At 41.4% G+C, this 20,776-nt stretch carries 20 protein-coding genes; 10 read left to right on the top strand and 10 right to left on the bottom strand.

Annotation, left to right across the window (positions count from 1 at the left end):
* Positions 1-31: 31 nt before the first annotated feature.
* The 6 genes from R2Q66_RS07480 to R2Q66_RS07455 all read right to left on the bottom strand — a co-directional run bounded on the left by R2Q66_RS07480 (position 32) and on the right by R2Q66_RS07455 (position 4,309).
* Positions 32-436: a hypothetical protein gene (locus R2Q66_RS07480; RefSeq protein WP_316747421.1), complete on the bottom strand. Its 405-nt coding sequence runs from the start codon at positions 434-436 to the stop codon at positions 32-34.
* The gene (lat, locus tag R2Q66_RS07475; RefSeq protein ID WP_316747419.1) at positions 436-1,767 is read right to left on the bottom strand and encodes an L-lysine 6-transaminase; all 1,332 of its coding nucleotides are present in this window, start codon (positions 1,765-1,767) and stop codon (positions 436-438) included. Before lat ends, R2Q66_RS07480 begins: the two co-directional genes overlap by 1 nt.
* A gap of 257 nt (positions 1,768-2,024) precedes the next feature.
* Positions 2,025-2,645 (bottom strand): hypothetical protein, encoded by a 621-nt coding sequence (locus R2Q66_RS07470; protein WP_316747417.1) that lies wholly within the window; start codon positions 2,643-2,645, stop codon positions 2,025-2,027.
* Positions 2,646-2,928: 283 nt separating this feature from the next.
* Positions 2,929-3,495 carry a DUF4256 domain-containing protein gene (locus R2Q66_RS07465; protein ID WP_316747533.1) on the bottom strand — a complete coding sequence of 189 codons (567 nt, stop codon included), beginning with the start codon at positions 3,493-3,495 and terminating at the stop codon, positions 2,929-2,931.
* Positions 3,496-3,519: 24 nt separating this feature from the next.
* Complete coding sequence (locus R2Q66_RS07460; protein ID WP_316747415.1) at positions 3,520-3,987, bottom strand: SRPBCC domain-containing protein; 468 nt, start codon at positions 3,985-3,987, stop codon at positions 3,520-3,522.
* A gap of 1 nt (position 3,988) precedes the next feature.
* Positions 3,989-4,309 (bottom strand): metalloregulator ArsR/SmtB family transcription factor, encoded by a 321-nt coding sequence (locus R2Q66_RS07455; RefSeq protein ID WP_316747411.1) that lies wholly within the window; start codon positions 4,307-4,309, stop codon positions 3,989-3,991.
* Between the two features lie 318 nt (positions 4,310-4,627).
* Here R2Q66_RS07455 and R2Q66_RS07450 point away from each other — a divergent pair, with 318 nt between their 5' ends.
* The 4 genes from R2Q66_RS07450 to R2Q66_RS07435 all read left to right on the top strand — a co-directional run bounded on the left by R2Q66_RS07450 (position 4,628) and on the right by R2Q66_RS07435 (position 8,827).
* Positions 4,628-4,885, top strand: a complete 258-nt coding sequence (locus R2Q66_RS07450; protein WP_316747410.1) for a hypothetical protein — start codon at positions 4,628-4,630, stop codon at positions 4,883-4,885.
* An 86-nt stretch (positions 4,886-4,971) separates the two neighbouring features.
* Positions 4,972-5,229 (top strand): hypothetical protein, encoded by a 258-nt coding sequence (locus R2Q66_RS07445; RefSeq protein WP_316747408.1) that lies wholly within the window; start codon positions 4,972-4,974, stop codon positions 5,227-5,229.
* A 137-nt stretch (positions 5,230-5,366) separates the two neighbouring features.
* Positions 5,367-7,739 carry an alpha-L-rhamnosidase C-terminal domain-containing protein gene (locus tag R2Q66_RS07440; protein ID WP_316747406.1) on the top strand — a complete coding sequence of 791 codons (2,373 nt, stop codon included), beginning with the start codon at positions 5,367-5,369 and terminating at the stop codon, positions 7,737-7,739.
* 251 nt (positions 7,740-7,990) lie between these two features.
* Positions 7,991-8,827 (top strand): DUF6266 family protein, encoded by an 837-nt coding sequence (locus tag R2Q66_RS07435; protein WP_316747404.1) that lies wholly within the window; start codon positions 7,991-7,993, stop codon positions 8,825-8,827.
* 51 nt (positions 8,828-8,878) lie between these two features.
* On the opposite strand, the gene R2Q66_RS07430 is transcribed toward R2Q66_RS07435, so the two are convergent.
* Positions 8,879-9,763, bottom strand: a complete 885-nt coding sequence (locus R2Q66_RS07430) for a 1-aminocyclopropane-1-carboxylate deaminase/D-cysteine desulfhydrase (protein ID WP_316747402.1) — start codon at positions 9,761-9,763, stop codon at positions 8,879-8,881.
* Positions 9,764-10,109: 346 nt separating this feature from the next.
* On the opposite strand from R2Q66_RS07430, the gene R2Q66_RS07425 reads away from it, so the two are divergent.
* Positions 10,110-11,141 (top strand): RluA family pseudouridine synthase, encoded by a 1,032-nt coding sequence (locus R2Q66_RS07425; protein WP_316747400.1) that lies wholly within the window; start codon positions 10,110-10,112, stop codon positions 11,139-11,141.
* Positions 11,142-11,981, top strand: coding sequence for an aminotransferase class IV (locus R2Q66_RS07420; RefSeq protein WP_316747398.1), 840 nt, complete (start codon positions 11,142-11,144; stop codon positions 11,979-11,981).
* Positions 11,982-11,999: 18 nt separating this feature from the next.
* Here R2Q66_RS07420 and fmt read toward each other — a convergent pair whose 3' ends face one another.
* A complete protein-coding gene (gene fmt, locus R2Q66_RS07415) occupies positions 12,000-12,908 on the bottom strand; it encodes a methionyl-tRNA formyltransferase (RefSeq protein ID WP_316747395.1) in 909 nt (302 codons plus the stop codon).
* 60 nt (positions 12,909-12,968) lie between these two features.
* Between fmt and R2Q66_RS07410 the strand changes: the two genes are divergently transcribed.
* Positions 12,969-14,024: a DNA topoisomerase IB gene (locus tag R2Q66_RS07410; RefSeq protein WP_316747393.1), complete on the top strand. Its 1,056-nt coding sequence runs from the start codon at positions 12,969-12,971 to the stop codon at positions 14,022-14,024.
* Between the two features lie 40 nt (positions 14,025-14,064).
* On the opposite strand, the gene R2Q66_RS07405 is transcribed toward R2Q66_RS07410, so the two are convergent.
* Positions 14,065-14,280 carry a hypothetical protein gene (locus tag R2Q66_RS07405; protein WP_316747391.1) on the bottom strand — a complete coding sequence of 72 codons (216 nt, stop codon included), beginning with the start codon at positions 14,278-14,280 and terminating at the stop codon, positions 14,065-14,067.
* Between the two features lie 21 nt (positions 14,281-14,301).
* Positions 14,302-15,597: a DUF1343 domain-containing protein gene (locus tag R2Q66_RS07400; RefSeq protein WP_316747389.1), complete on the bottom strand. Its 1,296-nt coding sequence runs from the start codon at positions 15,595-15,597 to the stop codon at positions 14,302-14,304.
* A gap of 338 nt (positions 15,598-15,935) precedes the next feature.
* Here R2Q66_RS07400 and R2Q66_RS07395 point away from each other — a divergent pair, with 338 nt between their 5' ends.
* From R2Q66_RS07395 to R2Q66_RS07385, 3 genes are all read left to right on the top strand, one after another.
* Positions 15,936-17,156 carry an ABC transporter permease gene (locus R2Q66_RS07395; protein WP_316747387.1) on the top strand — a complete coding sequence of 407 codons (1,221 nt, stop codon included), beginning with the start codon at positions 15,936-15,938 and terminating at the stop codon, positions 17,154-17,156.
* Between the two features lie 97 nt (positions 17,157-17,253).
* Positions 17,254-18,990, top strand: a complete 1,737-nt coding sequence (locus R2Q66_RS07390; RefSeq protein WP_316747385.1) for an ABC transporter ATP-binding protein — start codon at positions 17,254-17,256, stop codon at positions 18,988-18,990.
* Positions 18,974-20,752 carry an ABC transporter ATP-binding protein gene (locus R2Q66_RS07385; RefSeq protein ID WP_316747383.1) on the top strand — a complete coding sequence of 593 codons (1,779 nt, stop codon included), beginning with the start codon at positions 18,974-18,976 and terminating at the stop codon, positions 20,750-20,752. The genes R2Q66_RS07390 and R2Q66_RS07385 overlap by 17 nt, the downstream gene beginning before the upstream one ends.
* The last annotated feature ends 24 nt before the right edge of the window (positions 20,753-20,776 follow it).

Raw genomic sequence — 20,776 nt, 5'->3', positions numbered from 1 at the left:
TTTGAGGTAAAACCTTAGTGGAAGCGCGGTTTTACCTGAAGGGGTATTTGGTTAAACTTGTATTGCCCATTGCGCTTTTTTCGTAAAGGGCAATACAAGCACCATTATAAGAAGGGTCAAAGTTTACTTTTCCCGGGCTTAACTGATCTGGCACCGCTGTACCTTTCCTAAAGAAATAAACCTTGGTATTTCCCCCTTTGTGGTGGGGTTTGAAATTACCATAAGTCTCCATTTCAGACCAGATTGTGTCTTTTACCGTCACCGTAAATACGTATTGGATCGGGCCGGTATTGTTTTCGTTCCGGTAATGCGCCACCTCGGTAAACTCTCCTTTCAGATTGTCAATCCCCGGTTGACTAAAGGTGCCCTTCATCATCCATCCCACTAACACTAAAATCAGTACACTCAGAAAAATATTTAACTTTTTATTACGCATTATAAAGTTGGTAAAATTTTATTCATCACCTCCATTCCTTCATCGATATGCTTTTTCTCTATGCAGAGCGATGGTCTGAAACGGATGGTCTGGTTTCCACAGCCTAAAAACATCACGTTGTTTTCCATTCCTTTCTGGACAAAAGCATTGCGCATTTCTTTGCTTGGGAAGTCAAAGGCACAAAGTAAGCCTTTTCCCCTGACATTGCTCATCTTATCATGTTTCTGAGCGAATTGTTCCAGGTTTTCTTTCAGATACTGACCAACAACTGTCGCATTATTGCAAAGCTGATCTTCTTCGAGGATCTGTAAAATCTGAGTAGAACGAACCATGTCTACCAGGTTCCCACCCCAGGTAGAATTGATTCTTGAAGGCACATGGAACACATTGTTTTCAATCTGATCCACTTTATCGCCCACTAAAATTCCGCATACCTGCATCTTCTTGCCAAAAACCACAATATCCGGACGTGCTTTTTCACTGTAATGTTGGTGGCACCAGAATTTTCCGGTTAAGCCTACACCGGTTTGTACCTCATCATAAATCAGAAAGGCTTCATTTTCATCAGCAAGGGTTTTCAATTGAATCAAAAACTCTTCGCGCAAATGGTTGTCGCCACCTTCCGATTGAATCGGCTCTACAATGATCGCACAGATTTCATCTTTATTTTCTGCAAAAGCCTGTTTAATCTGTGCAATGGATGCTTCTTCTGTCGAGATTACTTTCTTTAGATTTTCATCCTGCAAAGGGAACTTTACGGTAGGGACAGAAACCCTAGGCCAGTCGAACTTTGCAAACCACTTGGTCTTATCCGGCAGTGTATTCGTTAAACTAAGTGTATACCCTGTGCGGCCATGAAAGGCTTTTTCAAAATGGAGTACTTTAAAACCTTTCTCTTCTTTATATCCTCGGGCAAAGTTCTTTTGCACTTTCCAGTCCATCGCTACTTTTAGGGCATTTTCGACAGCCAAACCACCACCGGCAATGAAAAAAGCATGCGGGAGGTAGGAAGGAATCCCAATCTTAGAAAATGTAGCTACAAATTGCGCGTACTGCTGCGTATAAACATCAGAATTGGAAGGGTTAGCCATGGCTGCCAACAGCAGGTTTTTCTTGAATGCTTCATCATTGATCATTTTAGGGTGGTTATATCCTAAGGGAACGGAGGCAAAACAAGTAAAGAAGTCCAGTAAATTTCTGTTGTATTTAGAGTCGTAGATGTAAGCGCCATGGCTTTTCTCCATATCGTAGGTGAGGTCGTAGCCGTCCGCTAAAATATGTTTGCTTAAAGTCTCTTTTACCTGGTCCGGACCTACAGTTAGTTGATACATAGTGCTTTATTTTTGGTTAATCAAATTTAACAAAATGTGCCAAAGAAACAAATGCAGGCGGTTTTTGGAGGCTAATGGTAAAATCATACTTTAAATCGTTTAAAGTATGATTTTGGTATAGATCGACTTCGGGTCTAATAAATTGTATTGTTTTTTTTGAAGAGATTCTGTCTTTTTTAGCCGGATACCATAGTACTTCAGGTTAAAAAAAAAGCACCATCAAATTAATGTGGTGCTTAAACTGGTTGTATTTTTTATTAAACTGATTTATGTATTGCAGTAACTTCAAGTTGAATATTTAAAGCGTCATTGTTAATTTCCTTTTGAATTGAAGTTGGTGTGTTTTCATCATAATCAGGAGTCAGGATTACGAGGAATTGGTCATTTTCAACTAAAACATCAAATTCATATTCACCTAATTTTAGTTGTAAAAGAGCATTTTCAGGGTTTACCTCAACTACTGCTGATACTTCATATTTTTTTCCTGTTACTTCCAGAAATCCTTTGGTAACATTTTTTAGAATAAAGATCAGGTCTGTAGATGCCCCATTAATTAAAATTGAACCAGTTTTTAATGATGTGTAAAGGTTCTCATTACCTTCTGTTCCTTCATGAATGTTGTGTAAAGTTTCAATATACTCATTCACATGTAGGACATTATCAATATCATCAGTATAGATGATTGGAAATGTTCCACTTAAATCAAAAGATTGTTTCAATCGTATTTTACTGTCAGCTATTTTAAGGTTTACCGTCTTATTATTTTCATTAATCAATGATGCATCTGGAAAATCTTTTAATATTTTTTCTTTGATATACTTTAACACAGCATATTGTTCTTTTTCTGCCATTGATGTCTGTTTTTGTTGTTTTGCCATTAGTCTTTATATAGAACAGCCTCCGTTACAATCTTTAATCCAAAGAATTGAAGATGGTGGTTTTATATTTTAGATTTCAGCTATGTGTGCTCATTCCTAACGAAATAACTATTAAAAAACATATCATGTATTGCAAATAGGTTTTTAGGTACTTAGCTGTCAGTTGTCATAACATTGTATGTTTCATGCCATTCCAGGTAAGCGTTTTCAAAAGTCCGACAAGTATCAGGGTAAATCACGATCAATAGAGTTTACGTAATCGATGATGATAGTATGGGAAAGGTTAAACCCTTAACGCTCCCCGGAATCCTCTGGCAGCATAATAAGAGTCGGCACCATTGTGATACTTGAAAACATGATCATAACGTCTATCCCCAAATATGGCACCACCGAGTGCTCTGATCTCTTCAGGTGTTTTCAGCCAGGTAGAGGTTTTTAAATCGAATTTCCCCAGTGTTTGTAAGTCCCGATATTCCGCTTCTGTTAAAATCTCAACGCCCATGGCTGTTGCCATATCAATCGCGTTGTTTTTCGGCTTATGTTCTTTCCTGGATTCCAGCGCTTCGTAATCGTAGCAAATACTTCTGCGGCCTTTAGGGCTTTCTGCGGAACAATCATAGAAAACATATTCGCCGGTCTCCTTGTCGTAAGCCACAACATCCGGCTCACCACCCGTGATTTCCATTTCCTCCAGCGACCATAGTTTTTCAGGGTTAGCTTGTAGTTTTGTTTGTACTTCAGCCCATGTAATACCTTTATGACGGTTCATGTTTTTCTCAAAACGATCCTTTAATGTGGCTAGTAAGGCTTCACTTTGTGGGGCCGATAACTCCTTTTTATTGCTATTCATATTGTTTCTCTTTTCCATGTGTGCTTATTTTAATTTGCTGAGGATGTCCTGCAATCTGTTATGCGCCATATTGAGACCCGGAGCGAAGCCGATTTTCATCATCTGATCTCTTAAGGCAACGGATCTGTAGATGATGTGCATACGGAGTTTACTGGTATTGGCGCTAAGTTTCTCAAATTCTAAGAATTCCAGCTGCGTGTCAAAAGGCGAGTTTTCCATTTCAAATGTTCTTGTGATTTTTTGGTTTGGAATACATTCATGGATTACGCCATTGGCCTTGAATACTACATTCCCTGCAGCATCGCTGGTTTCAAACCGGTAACTGCCATGATTTTCATTTTCCAGTTCGATCACTTTCGTTCCCATCCATTGCGCTACAATTTCGGGTATTACATAAGCTTTAAAAAGTAAGTCCAGGGGTAAATCAAATGCTCTGCTGATCACCAATTCCTGCTTGCCATCTTCGGCATGGATTTTTGTCTTCTGTTCCATGTTATTCACTTTTATAGGTTTTCATGATATTTTCTAAAGTGTTGAAACGCTCCTCCCACATTTTCCGGAATGGCTCAATATAATCGGCCACTTCTTTCATCTTCTCAGGATTAATATGGTAATGAATTTCTCTGCCATTTTGCTCTTGTTTCAGTAATTCGCACTCGCTGAGTATTTGTAAATGCTTTGAAACCGTTGGTCTGGCCGTATCAAAGTTGGCCGCTATAGCTCCCGCAGTCATAGATTGGCTGGCAACTAAGACCAATATGGCTCTTCTTGTCGGGTCTGCAATGGCTTGAAATACATCTCGTCTTAAATTCATCGTGTAGCTATTTGACTACTAATGTACGTGTAGTTATTTAACTACGCAAGTGTTTTTGTTTTTTTTATGTGATTTTTTAGTTTGTATTCGATTGAAATATAAGTGGATAGGTGTTTCTTGTGTCTTCCGGTTGAATAAAGGATTGCTTTGCTAAAATCGGAATTCCGGGAAACCATTCTTCTTTATACTTGTTTTTAGAGATGGAGAAACTACGTATAATTGATCCAAATTAAAGGAAAAATCCTGCAAATTTGAATCAGTTATTAATGATTAAAGACCGGATTTAAGAAAAAGACATCCATTATTTAACTCAAACAAATGATTATGCAAATCGAAGTGAAAGAACCTGGAACAGGGGTTTTATTACACCTGGATGCGAAACCTGAAAACTATCAGGGCAAGCATGGAATGAGGATTAAATACCCAAATGGCGCTAGTTTTTTTATTATCGCCCAGTCTGGTGCCTGGCGTTCTGCCGATCATCACCATGTAGCCCCAAGATTTCTCATTAATATTGGTATGGCACTCGAAGGCAGGAGATTGAGCGAACAGGTGATCGACCCTTCGAATAGTTGAGCATTAGAAAGGCGGCTTCCTGTGTTTCGTAAAAAGCACTCAGGAAACAGTATCATGTACTAGTTTTTTAACGAAAAATCAATAAGATGGGAAAGATAGAAGAACCAGGGGAGCCCTTTGATATTCAGGTATTGATTGAGGGGCAATGGGAGAGATTATTAGTGATTCCTGACCTCGATGCATCAAAATATGGGTTGTTTGATCAGGAAACGGCTATCGGGCAGGTCTGGCCGGAGGAAACCGGGCTTGGTAGGATTTGGTGTGCTGAGGGCTTGGTTGCGAGGTCTTTGGTTGCTCAGGTTGGTGAGCAAATTGATCAATATTATTTGAATAAGCCCGAATAGATATCCGCATTTATTTTGTTTTTTTTGTTGCCTGAAATTAACCACTGTATTATGGGAAATACATAAATTCAACAAGAGGTCGGAGATGCATGGTTTGAGGAGCGCTGTTGACTGACGTTACATTTAACGCTTAAATCATGTTTAAAAGACTTATGACTGCGCTATTCCTGATGGCAGCCTGCGTTGCTCAGGGGCAGGAAATCCCTGTAAATGCCTCTTTATTGTCTGGTTCCTGGGCGGCTTCCTGGATTACCCATCCCGATGCGCCTCAAAGAGGCTATGGCGTTTATCATTTTCGGAAAAACTTCCAGCTCAATCAGGCGCCAGCATCTTTTGTGGTCCAAGTCAGTGCAGATAACCGCTACCGGTTATTTGTAAACGGAAACCCGGTTTGCTCCGGCCCGGCCCGTGGCGATTTATTCAACTGGTATTATGAAAGCGTAGACCTGGCACCTTATTTAAAGGCCGGGAAAAATACCATTGCCGCATTGGTGTGGAATATGGGCGAACTGGCACCGGTAGCCCAGATATCAAATCAAACCGGATTTCTTTTACAGGGAAATACCGCTAAAGAGGGGCTTGTAAATACAGATTCCTCCTGGCTGGTGTTACAAAATAAAGCCTATTCTCCAACCTCCCTTGACAATCGGGAAAGGTTGCAGGCGTATATGGTGGTTGGTCCGGGGGATCGGGTGGATGGTACAGTGTACCCCTGGGGATGGCAGGAAACGGGTTATGATGACCGGAATTGGTCCGCTGCACTTCCGGTTAGCGTTAGTGTTCCTGTTGGTTATGGAACGGATAATTTATGGACAATGGCGCCCAGAACCATTCCTTTGTTTACAGAAAAGATAACCCGTTTTCCAGTCATTAGAAGGACGGAAGGGCGGTCTGTTTCCCCGGCGTTTTTAAAAGGCGGGGCTGCCTTTCAGCTACCCGCACATCAATCTTTGAAAATATTATTCGACCACCAGGTGGCTTGTACGGCTTATCCGGAACTGTTGCTGAGTGGTGGTAAAGGGGCAATTATAAAACTCACTTATGCAGAAGCCTTGTTTGATCAGGATCGCAATAAGGGAAACCGGAATGAGGTGGATGGTAAGCAGATTCTGGGTAATTACGACCTGTTTATCGCTGGAGGTGGTCAGAAACAACTCTTCAGGCCTTTGTGGTGGAAGGCTTACCGCTATGTGGAAATGGAAATCTCTACGCAAAATGAACCTTTGGTCGTTCATGATTTTTATGGACAAAGTACCGGCTATCCTCTGGAGTTAAAGGCAACTTTTGAAAGTAGCGATCCTTCCCTGCAAAAGATATGGGAAACTGGTTGGCGAACGGCACAGCTTTGTGCAGGAGAATTGTATTATGATACCCCTTACTATGAGCAGTTACAATATACAGGGGATGCCAGAATTCAGGCACTGATATCCTTATATCTTTCTGGTGATGACCGCCTGATGCGGAAGGCCATTACCGATTTTTATCATTCCAGAACACCCGAGGGACTAACTCAGGGGCGTTATCCGAGCAACCGGCTACAAATAATTCCTACATTTTCTTTGTTTTGGGTGTCTATGGTGCATGATTACTGGATGCATCGGAGAGATGATGCTTTTGTAAAACAGTTTCTGCCGGCAATTTCAGAAATAATGACCTGGTACGAAAACCGAATCGATAAGGATAAAGGAATGTTAGGGCCAATGAAGTGGTGGAACTTTGTGGATTGGGATAATTTTAACGATTGGGGCGTAGCTCCCGGCGCTGAAAATGGCAATTCGTCCATCATTTCCCTGCAATGTGCTTATACGATGAAGCAAGCGGCTACTTTGTTCAATGCTTTTGGGAAAAAAGAACAGGCTGCGGCTTTATTTGTCAACGCAAACCAACTGAATATCGGGACTTACCAGCAGTGTTTTAATACGGAAAAGGGTTTATTTTCCGATACACCGGAAGGACGTTCTTATAGTCAGCATGCCGGTATATGGGCGGTATTAAGTGGTGCTATCCGGCAACAGGAAGCCAAAAATATGTTGGCTAAATTGCTAGTCGAGCCGGGTATCGGTCAGGTTACTTTCTTCTATCGGTTTTATCTGGTGCAAGCACTGAAAAGGGCAGGCATGGGCAATGAATATACGCGGCAACTGGAGCCATGGCGTAAAATGCTGGATCTGAGCTTAACTACTTTTGCGGAAAAACCGGAACCAACCCGATCTGATTGTCATGCCTGGAGTGCTAGTCCGGATTATGATTTTCTGGCCACCATTTGCGGGATTATGCCCAGCGCACCTGGCTTTAGAAAAGTAAATATAGCACCAGCCCTTGGGGCATTGAAATGGGTTAGGGCTTGTATGCCTCATCCGGATGGGATGATCCGTGTAGACCTGCAAAGAGATCCCAGTGGAAATGGGATTCGTGGAAAGGTAGAGCTGCCGGAAAAACTTAACGGTACTTTTTATTGGGAAGGGAAGGAAATTAATCTACATGGGGGGAAACAGGACATTCAGCTCTGATCCTTCCTCCTCCTTCCGGCATGATACCCTTATGTGGCTTAATCCACTACATCATTCAACCATGGTCAATTAATGGTTGATTAATCCTTCCTAGGTCTAATTGACCTTTCAACCATGAATTAAGGATGACCAGAGATTGTATTTAGATTTAATATATTCTAAGTTTATATCAAAACTAACAAGAATAGAGATCGGGATAATGACTACATTACCGTCGGTAACATGTTGATTGCCAATAAAAATAAAACACTATGGGAAGTTTACAAAATGGACTGTTTGGTGGATTTAACGGCCGGGTAGGCAACTTAGTCGGCTATGAACTGAACGGTAAAAACGTCATCAGAACGATTGGTCATAGTGGCAAACCCCTGAGCCCTGCCAGAAAGGTCAATTGCGACCGCATGACCATCGTAAACAAATTCCTACTTCCCATCAGCACTTTTATTAAAGTCGGCTTCCGGTTAAAAGTTGTGGGCACCGACAGGAACTACTATAATGAAGCCGTTTCCTATAATAAAAAACACGCAGTAAGCGGTGTATATCCTGAGGCTCAACTGGATTATCCTCAGGCAATGCTGAGTATGGGAACGCTGTTAAAGGCAGAAAAACCGTCCATAAAGCAGGTAGGGGCAGTAATTGAATTCAGCTGGGAAGTCCCTGCAGATCTAGCCTGGGGTAATCGAAACGACCGGGCAATGGTATTGCTCTACTGGCCGGATCAGGGTCAACAGACCCATATCCTCAGCGGTTCCCATAGAAAAGATGGAAAACAAAGCGTTCACATTGACCCTAATCTTGCCAATGAACGCGTAGTGGCCTATATTTCTTTTGTTAGTGAGGATGCAGCGGAAATTTCAGACAGTGTTTATGCTGGTAGTATCGCTAAAAAGGAAGTCATTGCTACAAAGGAAGCTATCGTTAAAAAGGAAGCCATTGATACAAAGGGAGTCCTCAAAATCAAAAAACAGACAGCTGAGGTCATCAAACATAAAACACAAAAATCAGGGCTAAAACCCAATAAAAGTTCCACAGACAGCTTAACTAAACTTTTTCCCCAACCAGATTCTGATGTGGTTTCTGATGGCTAATCTGAGAAAAGGAGCTTATCACAATTTGTGATAAGCTAGTTCCTGAGGTCATTAAAGCGGGTTTAAAAGGAATTTATCCTTCATACCAAGGATTCCCATCAGTCCGCCGGTGTGAAGGGCAACTATTTTGTCTTCTTTTTTGAAGTAATCTTTTTCAGCAAGATCATAGATCGCATACATCATTTTTGCGGTATATACCGGATCAACTAATACACCCTGCTCTCTGATAAAGGTTTTCATGAAATCAATCAGTTCGGGTTTTGTTTTGGCATAACCTCCAAAATGGTAATCTGTATGTAGGATCAACTGATCGGTATGCCTCAGGTAATTGAAAATCTCTTCCGCAATAAATTCAGCACCCTTTAGCGCTGGCACTACGTGTAAGGTCGTTTTTAAGCCCCGGGCATGGATGCCTTTTAGCAATCCAGCTGCGGTAGTTCCTGTTCCTGCGGCACAAAAAATATGGTCAATATCGGTTGGAAGTTCGGCGATGATCTCTGCACACCCGGTTACAGCTTCCAGGCTTGCGCCTCCTTCATCGATAAAGAAGGCATCGGGATCTTCGCCAAAATACTGTTGAAATAAGCTTGTTTTGTCTTTATAGCTGGTTCTGTCGACAAAGATTAAGGTCATCCCAAAAAGCTGGCATAGCATTAACATTTCATTTTTCACGATTTCTCCGCGTACAAAAGCGGTAGATTTTAATCCTGCTCTGGATGCAGCAGCAGCGGTAGCGAGTAAATGGTTAGAATAAGCACCACCAAAGGTAACCAGGTGCTGCTTATTCTCCGTTCGGGCTTTCGATAATAAATATTTTAGTTTACGCCATTTATTCCCTGAAATGTAAGGGTCAATCAAATCATCTCTTTTGATCCAGAGTTGGGGAAGGAGGGGATGTTTTAATTGTTGAAGTGGGCTATGGATATCTGTAAACATGTTTGCAAATATATAAGCCTTTTTTTAAGCTGATGGTCAAGGCTTAAAATAGATCATTTTTAATAGGTAAGGAAAGAAATTGAGAATGATCTTAACGTTCTGTGCAAAGTTTTTCATAATCCTGTAATTAAAGTTAACCAGCCTGGTTCATAGCAAGTTTGTGAGCCTTTTTGGGTGTGTAAACACGGATAAAGCGGTAAAAAATTGCAGGCGGGAATTGCTATGCCTGTTAACAAAAAGCAGACCAAATTATTTTTTTTCAATTATGTAATTGTTAAAGATTAGTTTTGCAGTATGGAACCATTGTTATATATGGCTTTCCTAATCACAAACAGACATAGATTTCATGGAAAATAGCAACGAGGTGCAGGAATTAGAAGAGCAGGATTTATACGAACATTTTAATATTGTTGTTGATAAAGGACAGTCTTTATTAAGGGTAGATAAGTTTTTAATGGGGCGTATGGAAAATGCTTCCCGTAACCGTATTCAGAACGCTATTGAGGCTGGAAATGTGCTGGTTAACAAAGCTACAATTAAGGCGAGTTACAAGGTGAAACCGGAAGATGAAATTTCTATCGTGTTCCCTCATCCGCCAAGAGATACGGAAGTTTATCCGGAAAATATCCCATTGGATATTGTTTATGAAGACAATGATTTGTTGGTGGTGAATAAACCAGCAGGAATGGTGGTACACCCTGGATTTAATAATTATACCGGTACATTGGTGAATGCTTTAGCCTACCATTTTGAAAATTTACCGCAATTGCCGGGAAATGAAGGTAGACCAGGATTGGTACACCGTATCGATAAAGACACTTCGGGCTTGCTGTTGATCAGTAAAAACGAAATCACCATGACTAAACTGGCGAAACAGTTTTTTGACCACAGCATTACGCGTAAATATATTGCGATGGCATGGGGTGATATCGAAGAAAATGGTACCGTTACCGGATATATTGGTCGCAGTTTGAAGAACAGAATTGTGATGGATGTGTATGATGAAGAAGAAAAAGGTAAGTGGTCGGTAACACATTATTCGGTTTTAGAGCGTTTAGGTTATGTAACCCTAATCAGTTGTCAACTGGAAACGGGCCGTACACACCAAATCAGAGCGCATATGCAACACATCGGACATCCTTTATTTAATGACGCCAACTATGGTGGTGATAAAATATTAAAAGGAACGACTTTCAATAAATACAAACAGTTTGTACAGAATTGCTTTAACATGATTCCTCGTCAGGCTTTACATGCGCAAACTTTAGGTTTCATCCACCCTACAACTAAGGAGTATATGGAATTTGAGGCGCCTTTACCAGCTGATTTTGATTCAGTATTGAACAAATGGAGAAACTATATCGTGGAGCCTTCCTAAATGCAACAAGAATATATTTTACATAATGACGAGTTCGTAGCGGCAAACCACCCTGTAATTGGGGTGGAAAACCGGGCGTTCAGATATGGCGATGGTCTGTTTGAATCTATGCGTATGAACAATGGCGTACTTAAATTTCCAGAGCTCCATGCAGATCGCTTAAAGGCGGGCATGAAAGCTTTGAAAATGGATGGTGCCGAGCTGATGGACGAATATTTCCTGAAACAGAAAACAGCAGAACTCTGTAAAAAAAATAAACTGAAGGATAATGTGCGGTTCCGCTTATCGGTTTACAGAGCTGGCGCAGGTTTATATACACCGGATAGCAATAAATCCGGCTATGTACTGGAGGCGACCCCGCTTCCGCAAAGCACGTACGACCTGAATAAAAAAGGACTAATCATTGATGTTTATGATGAAATCACTAAACCTGTAAATAAGCTTTCTAACTATAAAACCACCAATTCCCTGTTATTTGTGATGGCGGGTTTGTATAAGAAGCAATATAACCTGGATGAGGCTTTTATTTTAAATCAGCAGGGATTTCTATGCGAAAGCATCAGTTCCAATATTTTTGTGGTGTATGACAAGCAGATTTATACCCCTGCATTATCAGAAGGTTGTATTGCCGGCGTGATGAGAAGTGTGGTCATGGGCATGGCTAAAAGCCATAATATCCCATTAACCGAAGCTCAGATTAATCCGGAAGTGTTGAATGCGGCCGAAGAGGTCTTCATCACAAATGCAACCGGAGGGATCAGGTGGGTAATGGGATATGGCAGGAAACGTTATTTCAATGAAATCTCGAAACAGTTAAGTGCGAGATTAAATGAAATGTAAATAGAAGGCGTAAGGGGTTTACAAACGCATACCCCTTAAAAATTCTTCTACGGTCATTCGTTTTTTACCTTCATATTGAAGATCTGTTAGTTTAATATAACCGTCTTTCGCGGCAAATTTCAGGTAAGTCTTTCCGTCTGAAAGGAATTTTCCTACTGCGATGTCCGGCATTTCAGTATCCAGCTCCGCTTTAAATATTTTCACTGTTTTATCACCAAGTTTGGTAAATGCAGTAGGATATGGGCTTAATCCACGGATTAAATTGTAAACCGTCTTTGCAGGTTGGTCCCAGTTAATCAGACAATTTTCCTTAAATATTTTTGGTGCATGTTTCAGCGAATCGCTTTGAACCTGTGGCTGTTCTTTATAATCTCCTGATTCAATCGCTTTTACCGTCTTCACCAACAGGCCTGCGCCTACGTTCATGAGCTGATCATGTAATTCTCCGGCAGTTTCATCTTCGCCAATCGCAACGCGTTCAGAGAAGATCACATCACCTGTATCGATTTCATGTTTCAGGAAAAAGGTAGTCACGCCACTCTCTTTTTCGCCATTGATAATGGCATGATTGATCGGTGCAGCACCACGGTATTGTGGTAATAAAGAAGCATGCAGGTTGATTGTTCCTTTGGCAGGCATATCCCAGACCATTTCCGGCAACATGCGGAAAGCAACCACCACTTGTAAATCTGCTTGTAAATCTTTCAATTCCTGAATAAACTCAGGGTCTTTCAGCTTTAAAGGCTGTAATACTTTTAATCCTTTGGCTACAGCGTATTGTTTTACGGCACTTTCCTGAAGCTTTTGACCCCTTCCGGCAGGCTTGTCGGCGGCAGTAACCACCCCCACTACATTAAATCCTGCTTCTACTAAAGCATTTAAAGAAGCTACGGCAAAATCGGGCGTACCCATAAAAACTAATCTCATTGTCCATTGTTTTAGAGGACAAAAATAACAAATAATATCACGCTTATTTTATTCAATTGTATGGTAGAGACCTCGGAAGAACTTAAATCGAGCGGTTTGGTGTACTTAACAGACGCTAAACCTGGGATATACAGAAAAGGTAAGCCCGGCAATTTTCATTATGAAGATAAAGAAGGGAACAGCATTGTCGCCTCCTCAGATCTGGAAAGAATTCAGCAGTTGGTGCTTCCTCCGGCATGGATGGAGGTCTGGATTTGCCCTCGTAAGAATGGCCATTTACAGGCTACGGGTATTGATCAGGCCGGAAGAAAGCAATACCGTTACCATGCTGCATGGACTTCCAGACGTTCCGACAGGAAATATTTCCGCTTGCTGGATTTTGGCAAAGCATTGCCAGCCGCGCAGAAAAAGATTGCGCGGGATTTGAGACGGAGGGAGATGGACGAAAGAAAGGTGCTGGCCATCTGCATACAGCTGATGCTGAAAACATTAATCAGGGTTGGCAATTCGACCTATGAACAGCTTTATGGTAGCTACGGGCTCAGTACCTTGAAAAATAAACATGTAAAAATCAATGGGAATCGGTTGAAATTGAGTTTCACTGGAAAAAAAGGAGTCCAGCAGGAGTTGAATTTAACGGATAAAACGCTGGCGCGCATGGTTCAGAAATGCAAAGAGATTCCCGGACAGGATCTGTTCCAATATTATACCGTAGGGAAGGAGCGTCGCGCTGTGGACTCCGGAAAGCTGAATGATTACATCAGAGAAGTTACCGGGGATGATTTTACGGCAAAGGATTTCCGAACCTGGGGTGGTACGCTGGAGGCGATGCGGCAGCTGGCAGTAAGTGCTGCTGAAGATTCTGATGTTGAAAAACCTAAAAAAAAGGTGATTGTTGAAGTGCTGGATCGTGTAGCAGCAAAGCTCGGAAATACGCGTGCCGTCTGTAAGAGTGCGTATGTTTATCCGGTTTTATTGGAAGCTTTTGAAAATGACCAACTCGGGAAATATTTGAAAAGAATTAATGTAGCGGAGTTAGATACGGCTGCCGGCATCAAATTGCAGGAAAAAGTATTGATGCAATTCCTGAAAGCAATGAAAAAAGACAGGCCCTGAATCATTCAGGGCCTGTTGGTAGGGTATGGAGTCTCTTTTATTATTCTTTCGGTGCCTTTTTAACAGGATGAACAGGCTGTTCGCCTTCTTCTCTTTGTTTAGCAGGGTTTTTAAAGTCGGCTTCTTCCTTCTGATAATCCTTGTCTTCCGGTTTTTTTACAGCTTTACCGCCTTCCGGGACTTTATCCTTTGGAATTTCTTCTTCATAATTGCTACCCGGTTTGTCGCTTTTCTTTTTCGCTTCGCTATTCATCATCTTGTTCTTTTAAAGGAGTTGTTAAGGGTATAACAAGTACTTCTTGCGCATTGTTTTGTAACGCGTTAAGCCAGGCTCCCAGCCCGCACGAATCTCTTTTTCAGATTTTCCGGCAATGATTTGTTGCCTCAGACTGCTATCACCAGCTAGTTTATCAAAATTATTCATTTGATTGCTGAGTTTGTAGTTGAAGAAATCTGCTTTATTTGGGGAAGCCTGATACAATTCGATCAGCCAGTTTAAGTTTAAGGCTTTACTGCTGCGGATTTTTTCTGTATCGTAGTTTCTCAGGTCTAGTCCGTAGCAAACTTTATTTTGGAATATCGGGGTTTCTGCCATCCCTTTGATGCTTTTTGGCGTAAAGCTAAAGCTGTATTTTCCTTTTAATGCCGGAGCACCAAGTATGGTGAAAGGGTATAAGGTGCCGCGACCATGGTTTAAATAAGTGCCTTCAAAAAGACAGGTGGTTGGGTATAGCAGAATAGATTGTGCCGTATTGAGGTTGGGTGATGGTTTTACCGGGAGCTCATAAGGGAGGTCGTGGTTATAATTGGCCACTTTAATGATTTTGATTTTGCATTTCTGCTTGTTCTTTAGCCAACCTTCTCCGTTCAGCATTTGCGCGTATTCTCCAACGGTAAGTCCGTGTACAATCGGGATGGGTTGTAAGCCAATTCCGGAAACCAATTTCGGATCAAGGATAGGGCCATCGATATAGAAACCATTGGGATTTGGACGATCCAGAATCAGGACTTCTTTGTTTTGTGCTGCACAAGCTTCCATCACATGTTGCAGCGTATTGATATAAGTGTAAAAACGAACACCTACATCCTGAATGTCAAAAATCATCACGTCCACATCGGCTAGTTCTTCCTTGCTCGGTGTAGAATGTTTGCCATATAAGGAGACTGCTTTAATCCCGGTTTTAGTATCTATTGCATCGTTAACATGGATTCCGGCACTGGCATTTCCTCTGAACCCATGCTCCGGGCCAAATATCTTCACAATGTTTACGCCTAATTTTAGCAGACTGTCTACCGTGGTTTCTGTACCAATAACAGAGGTTGGGTTAACCACCATACCTACGCGTTTACCTTTCAGATAAGGCAGGTATTTCTCCGTTTGCTCCGCTCCGGTACGAATGTCGTTTTCCTGAACCTTAGCTTTATGTAGCGGTTTTTCTTTGCTGATTTTTGCGCTTGCTTTTGTTGCTACAACAGCAGTAGGAGCAGTATTGGTCGGATGACCCGCTGCGCAGGCGGCTAAATTGAGGCTTAGACCGGCAAGTAAAAGGAAAGAGGAACGGGATGTTTTCATTGGGAAATGGTTTGTTGATCGCTTGTTTTAGTTTGTTGATCGCTTGTTATAGAAGGATAAAGATAAGAAAAATGAGGTATGATCTAAATGGGGGAAGATGTAAAGATTTTTAGATGTCAATCTTATCAAAATATTGAGATATCCTCATGATAAAGATTTAAATATGCTTAGGTATTTATGTGTCTTGATATTTAGATATCTTTGTGTCTTAAATCTTCGTTCTTCAGGGGATTAACAGGCTTTAATTTAATTGGTGAAACTCATATAATATTCGCAACTTTATCGCTGTAAAAATGCACCCGGCGTATTTTTGCTAAGTCACTATTTATAGCAAAAGTTTGAACATAGAATATTTCATAGCGAGGCGTATAGCCATCAAATCTGAACGTACTTTTTCTAAGCTGATTGTTCGCATTGCAATTGCAGGCGTAATGCTCAGTTTAGCGGTCATGATGCTTTCTGTAGCCATCATTAAAGGATTTAAAACCGAGATTCAGGAAAAGGTGAGGGGCTACATCGGTGATGTACGCATCTTCAAATTCGACCTGAATAATTCCTTTGAACAGACTCCTTTTGTTCCCGGAGGAGAAACACTGGAGCATTTAAAGGCAAATCCCAATGTGGAGTTTTATCAGGCTTATGCGACAAAACCAGCTATCATCTCGGTGAACGATGAGGTAGAAGGTATAAATTTTAAAGGGGTCGATAAAAGTTTCAACTGGGATTATATCAAAAAACATCTGGTCAGCGGGAAGGTGATCAATTTTGCCGATAGTGCCGCGGCAATGAAAGAGATCATGATCTCCCAGTTTACCGCAAACCGGTTAAAACTGAAAACCGGTGATGACTTTATCATGTACTTTGTTCAGGATCCGCCAAGAAACCGGAAGTTTAAGATTGTTGGAATTTATGCTGTTGGCGTAGAGGAAATCGATAAAGGATTTGTGCTGGGCGACCTGAATGTGATTCGCCGACTGAACAACTGGGGACCGAATGAAATTGGTGGATTGGAAATCCGGATTAAAGACTTTGCTAAATTAAAGGAAGTTTCTACCGGAATCTATGAGAACCTGGAGGTAAACCTCCGGTCGGAATCCGTATCTGAATTTTTCCCGGCCATCTTTACCTGGCTTTCCTTACTGGATGTCAATACCCGGGTTTTACTGATTCTGATGATGATTGTTGGGGTGATCAATATGATTACCGCCTTGCTGATCATGATTCTGGAACGCACCAATATGATCGGTATGCTGAAAGCTTTTGGGATGACAGATTATAGTGTCATCAAAATCTTCCTGTACAATGCCGTATACCTGGTTGGTATTGGTTTGTTGTTAGGGAATATCCTCGGATTAGGATTGGGCTTTATACAGAAATATACCCATGTTTTTAAATTAGATCAGGGTTCTTACTATTTATCTTACGTACCCATCGAACTCCACTTTATAGATGTTTTTGCCCTGAATATTGGGATCGTAGTGATCTGTTTTGTGGTATTGATCCTTCCTTCTTTACTGGTGAGTAAAATATCACCGTTAAAAGCGATCCGATTTAAGTAATCTGTTAGGTTATTTGTTTAATATCCAGTACTTATGTGCTGCGGAAATACAGCTTTATAAGACCTTTTAGGTCTTTTAAATAGAGAAAAATTGAAATATGAAAGCAACAGTAAAAGAGAAAAAATCTAGTGTTTTTAGCCTGCTGAAGCCTTATCGTGGAATGATCTATCTGCTGATCTTCCTGGCATTGCTGAGTAATGGGGTCAACTTATTGTTACCTAAATTGATTGCAAACGGGATTGATGCGTATACGGCAGGTACTTTTCTGATTAAGCCGGTGCTGATTGAGTTTTCTGTGGCCATCCTGCTGATCTTTATCTTTACTTATTTACAGAGTGTGGTGCAGACTTATGCTTCAGAACGCGTGGCTAAAGACCTGAGAACGCAGCTTTCTGATCAGATTTCCCGCCAGAGTCATGCCTATATAGAAAAGGCAAACCCTTCAAAATTATTAACCAACCTGACTGCCGATGTGGATGCGATCAAATCTTTTGTCGCACAAGCCATCGTTTCCATTGCCTCTTCGATTTTCCTGATTATAGGGGCGAGTATCCTGTTGTTAGGTTTAAACTGGCGCCTGGCTTTGGCTGTAATCGCCATTGTACCTATTATCGGGACTTCTTTTTATCTGGTATTGAACAAGGTGAAACCCCTGTTTAAAAAGGCGAGGGAGGTGATCGACTGGCTCAATAAGGTGATCAACGAAAGTATATTAGGCGCAGCATTGATTCGTGTGATCAATTCGCAACAACTGGAATATAGTAAGTTTTTATCCGCCAATGCGCAAGCCAGAGACCTTGGACTGGCGATTTTAAAGTTATTTGCAGGCTTGATTCCACTGATTATTTTTGTTGCCAATCTGGCCGGTTTAACGATTCTGGCTCTGGGTGGTCATTTTGTGATCCAGGGAACGATGTCTTTAGGGGAGTTTGCCGCTTTTAACAGTTATCTGAGCTTACTGATTTTTCCTATTCTGGTGATTGGTTTCATGAGTAATGTGATCGCGCAAGCCACCACTTCTTATAAAAGAATTGAAGGGGTTTTGAATATTGCGGAAAGTCCGGCAGAAGGGAAAATTACCGAATTATTAAAAGGAGCAATCGAGTTAAAAGACGTTTCCGTGTCTTATGGACAGAAACCGGCTTTAAAGAATATATCTTTCGCTTTGGAAGCAGGTTCTAAAACCGCCATCATCGGTCCAACAGCAGCTGGGAAGTCACAATTACTATATATCCTTACCGGATTGATTCCTCCGGATGCCGGGGAAGTTCGCTTCGACGGACATGATATTAAAGAATATAATCCGGAAGCTTTCCACCAGCAGGTTGGTTTTGTGTTCCAGGACAGCATTATCTTTAACATGAGTATCCGTGAGAATATTGCGTTTAGTGATACGGTAACGGACCAGTCGCTGGAAAAAGCAATCGCTACCGCAGAATTACATGATTTTATAACGGCATTGCCGGATCAGCTGAACACCATTGTTTCTGAGCGGGGATCTAACCTTTCCGGCGGACAAAAACAGCGCATCATGCTGGCCAGAGCATTGGCGGTAAATCCTAAGGTTTTACTACTGGATGATTTTACTTCCCGTGTAGATCATCATACGGAAAAGAGAATATTAGAAAATGTGCAGCAGAATTATCCGGGCATTACTTTATTGTCGGTAACGCAAAAAATTGCCGCAGTAACGCATTACGATAAGGTAATTGTGTTGATGCAAGGCGAGATCGTGGCACAAGGGAAACATGAGGAACTGTTGAAAACCAGTCCGGAGTACGTTCAAATTTTTAACTCACAACAGAGTACCAGCAATTATGAATTACAATCTTAACCAGCATAGTGGCCAGGAAGAAAAACAGTCGACTTTTCAGGCTTTAAAAAAACTGATTGAATTGATTTCCGAGGAAAAGAAAAACCTGTGGATGGCCTCAGGAATTATTCTTTTGAACTCATGTTTGCTGTTAACCGGACCGCTACTGATCGGACATACAATTGATGCTTATATCAGAACCAAAGATTATGACGGGGTATTGCTTTTTACAGGAATTATCCTGTGCATGTACCTGCTGGCTTTCTGTACGGGGTATTTCCAGACGAAACTGATGGGTGGCGTAGGGCAACGGATGTTGTATACGTTAAGAAATGCGGTTTTCAATAAGCTTCAGGAGCTTCCTGTGGCCTTTTTTAATGAGAATAAAGCCGGAGACCTGATTTCCAGAGTAAACAATGATACGGATAAGATCAACCAGTTCTTCTCCCAATCGCTGATGCAGTTTATTGGCAGTATTGTGACCATGACGGGTGCCGGTATTTTCTTATTGATGATCAATTTTGAGCTGGGTGCTGCGGCCCTGGTTCCGGCATTGCTGATCCTGGTTTTTACCGCACTGGTATCCCCATGGGTGAAAAAAAGAAATGCTTCCAACCTGAAAAGTGTTGGCGGAATGAGTGCCGAGATTCAGGAAAGTCTGAACAACTTTAAGGTGATCATTGCTTTTAACAGAAGAGACTATTTCCGAAAAAGATTTGATGAGGCGAATCGCCATAATTATAAGACGGCAATAGGTGCCGGTCTGGCCAATAATATTTTAATGCCGGTCTATGGATTGTTCTCCAGCATGGCACAATTGATCGTGTTGCTTTTTGGTATTTTCCTGATTTCTCAAGGGCAGTTTAGTATCGGATTATTGGTGAGTTATTTTTCTTATGCCACCAACTTCTACAACCCATTAAGACAATTGGCGGCTTTATGGGCCAATTTCCAGGTCGCCATGGCTGGTTGGGACAGGATTTCTCAGATTTTATCAATGAAAAACGACCTGCAACAACTGGATGGAAATCTGCAACAATTAGCTGGAAGTAACTTAACTTCTAATGCGCTGCTGGAATTCAGGAATGTCCACTTTTCTTATACGGCCGACAAAGAGATTTTGCATGACATCAGTTTTAGTCTGGAGAAAGGGAAGACTTACGCTTTAATTGGCCCTACAGGTGGTGGTAAAACAACTACAGCTTCCTTGATCGCGCGTTTATACGATGCTACGGATGGTACGGTTTTACTGAGCGGCAAGGATATTCGTTCATATAGTAATGAGGAACGTGCGGCTAAGATTGGTTTCATCCTACAAGAGCCGTTCTTGTTTACAGGAACAGTAAGGGATAATATTTTATATGGTAATAGTAAGTATAAAGATTATACCAATGCGCAGTTGGAGGAGGTGATCAGGGAAGCGAATTTAGATGCTTTACTGGCCATTTTTGAAGATGGACTGGATACTGCGGTTACTTCTGGTTCTGATAACATTAGTCTGGGACAAAAGCAGTTGATTGCCTTTATGAGGGCAGTTTTACGAAATCCGGAATTACTGATTCTGGATGAGGCAACCGCTAATATTGACACCATTACCGAACAGTTATTGAGTGCTATTCTCAAAAAGCTTCCTAAAGAAACGACTCTGGTGATCATCGCACACCGTTTAAATACGATCGAGAATGCCGATGAGATTTTCTTTGTCAACTCTGGTGAGGTGACGAGGGCAGGTACGCTAGATCATGCGATGGACTTGTTACTTAAAGGTAAACGTAAAAGTTAAGTAGTCGTTTTTATACTTATTTCC

The sequence above is a fragment of the Pedobacter gandavensis genome, from assembly GCF_032677645.1.
Lineage (GTDB): Bacteria > Bacteroidota > Bacteroidia > Sphingobacteriales > Sphingobacteriaceae > Pedobacter > Pedobacter gandavensis_A.
This window is presented reverse-complemented; position numbering and strand designations above follow the sequence as displayed.

Excerpts from the sequence above, each read along its gene's own strand:
- R2Q66_RS07480 (WP_316747421.1), bottom strand. The coding sequence starts at position 436 with ATGCGTAATAAAAAGTTAAATATTTTTCTGAGTGTACTGATTTTAGTG.
- lat (WP_316747419.1), bottom strand. The coding sequence starts at position 1,767 with ATGTATCAACTAACTGTAGGTCCGGACCAGGTAAAAGAGACTTTAAGC.
- R2Q66_RS07470 (WP_316747417.1), bottom strand. The coding sequence starts at position 2,645 with ATGGCAAAACAACAAAAACAGACATCAATGGCAGAAAAAGAACAATAT.
- R2Q66_RS07465 (WP_316747533.1), bottom strand. The coding sequence starts at position 3,495 with ATGAATAGCAATAAAAAGGAGTTATCGGCCCCACAAAGTGAAGCCTTA.
- R2Q66_RS07460 (WP_316747415.1), bottom strand. The coding sequence starts at position 3,987 with ATGGAACAGAAGACAAAAATCCATGCCGAAGATGGCAAGCAGGAATTG.
- R2Q66_RS07455 (WP_316747411.1), bottom strand. The coding sequence starts at position 4,309 with ATGAATTTAAGACGAGATGTATTTCAAGCCATTGCAGACCCGACAAGA.
- R2Q66_RS07450 (WP_316747410.1), top strand. The coding sequence starts at position 4,628 with ATGATTATGCAAATCGAAGTGAAAGAACCTGGAACAGGGGTTTTATTA.
- R2Q66_RS07445 (WP_316747408.1), top strand. The coding sequence starts at position 4,972 with ATGGGAAAGATAGAAGAACCAGGGGAGCCCTTTGATATTCAGGTATTG.
- R2Q66_RS07440 (WP_316747406.1), top strand. The coding sequence starts at position 5,367 with ATGTTTAAAAGACTTATGACTGCGCTATTCCTGATGGCAGCCTGCGTT.
- R2Q66_RS07435 (WP_316747404.1), top strand. The coding sequence starts at position 7,991 with ATGGGAAGTTTACAAAATGGACTGTTTGGTGGATTTAACGGCCGGGTA.
- R2Q66_RS07430 (WP_316747402.1), bottom strand. The coding sequence starts at position 9,763 with ATGTTTACAGATATCCATAGCCCACTTCAACAATTAAAACATCCCCTC.
- R2Q66_RS07425 (WP_316747400.1), top strand. The coding sequence starts at position 10,110 with ATGGAAAATAGCAACGAGGTGCAGGAATTAGAAGAGCAGGATTTATAC.
- R2Q66_RS07420 (WP_316747398.1), top strand. The coding sequence starts at position 11,142 with ATGCAACAAGAATATATTTTACATAATGACGAGTTCGTAGCGGCAAAC.
- fmt (WP_316747395.1), bottom strand. The coding sequence starts at position 12,908 with ATGAGATTAGTTTTTATGGGTACGCCCGATTTTGCCGTAGCTTCTTTA.
- R2Q66_RS07410 (WP_316747393.1), top strand. The coding sequence starts at position 12,969 with ATGGTAGAGACCTCGGAAGAACTTAAATCGAGCGGTTTGGTGTACTTA.
- R2Q66_RS07405 (WP_316747391.1), bottom strand. The coding sequence starts at position 14,280 with ATGATGAATAGCGAAGCGAAAAAGAAAAGCGACAAACCGGGTAGCAAT.
- R2Q66_RS07400 (WP_316747389.1), bottom strand. The coding sequence starts at position 15,597 with ATGAAAACATCCCGTTCCTCTTTCCTTTTACTTGCCGGTCTAAGCCTC.
- R2Q66_RS07390 (WP_316747385.1), top strand. The coding sequence starts at position 17,254 with ATGAAAGCAACAGTAAAAGAGAAAAAATCTAGTGTTTTTAGCCTGCTG.
- R2Q66_RS07385 (WP_316747383.1), top strand. The coding sequence starts at position 18,974 with ATGAATTACAATCTTAACCAGCATAGTGGCCAGGAAGAAAAACAGTCG.